Source organism: Pseudogemmobacter sp. TB195 (genome assembly GCF_058313095.1).
Genome location: NZ_JBZEGG010000110.1, coordinates 1 through 715 on the forward strand (window position 1 = coordinate 1; position 715 = coordinate 715).

The 715-nt window shown below is 66.2% G+C and carries 1 protein-coding gene; it reads left to right on the forward strand.

Features of this window, described 5'->3' with window-relative positions; genetic code table 11:
• On the forward strand, positions 1-715 hold a 715-nt coding region (locus AC4FS3_RS28870), incomplete at both ends, for a porin (RefSeq protein ID WP_491023397.1).

Genomic DNA, 715 nt, shown 5'->3' on the forward strand with positions numbered 1-715 from the left:
GGCTGACAAGACCAACTTCATCGCCGCCGGCCGTATCCAGGTCGACGCCCGCACCGCCACCCAGTGGGGCACGCTGCGCACCTTCGTCCGTATGGACATCGCCAGCCGCACCGGCCAGCAGCACGGCGCCACGGGCACCCTGCGCAACCACGGCCCGTCGAGCTTCAACGCCACTGGCGTCGACACCTACAACCGCGCCTACAAGTACGTTGAAATCGACAAGGCGTTCATCCAGTTCGCCGGCCTGACCGCCGGTCGCGCCACGTCGTTCTACGACTTCTACCAGACCGACATCGAGCTGACGAACTTCTCGATCACCTCGAACGCGTCCTCCACCAACCTGCTCGCCTACACGGTCAAATTCGGCAACGGCTTCAGCGCCACCCTGTCGATGGAAGATCCGACCTTCCGCCGCAACCCGCTGTTCTTCGGCGCGGCCAACGCCAATGGCGTGGTCGTTTCGCCGGCGGTGGGCCTCAATGGCGGCGTGGCGAGCGCCGGCCTGTGCAACAATGGCACGGCCGTGGGCTGCACGTTCGGCGCGCCGGTCTTCACCTATGACGCCTCGGGTCAGCGGGTTGGCTACACCTACCTCGACATTTCCCAGCGCCTGAACGCGCCCGATTTCGTCGGCAACCTGCGTGTTGACCAGGGGTGGGGCTCGGCCCAGCTGTCGGTCGCCGCGCACCAGCTGTCTGTCGGCAACTTCTCCGGC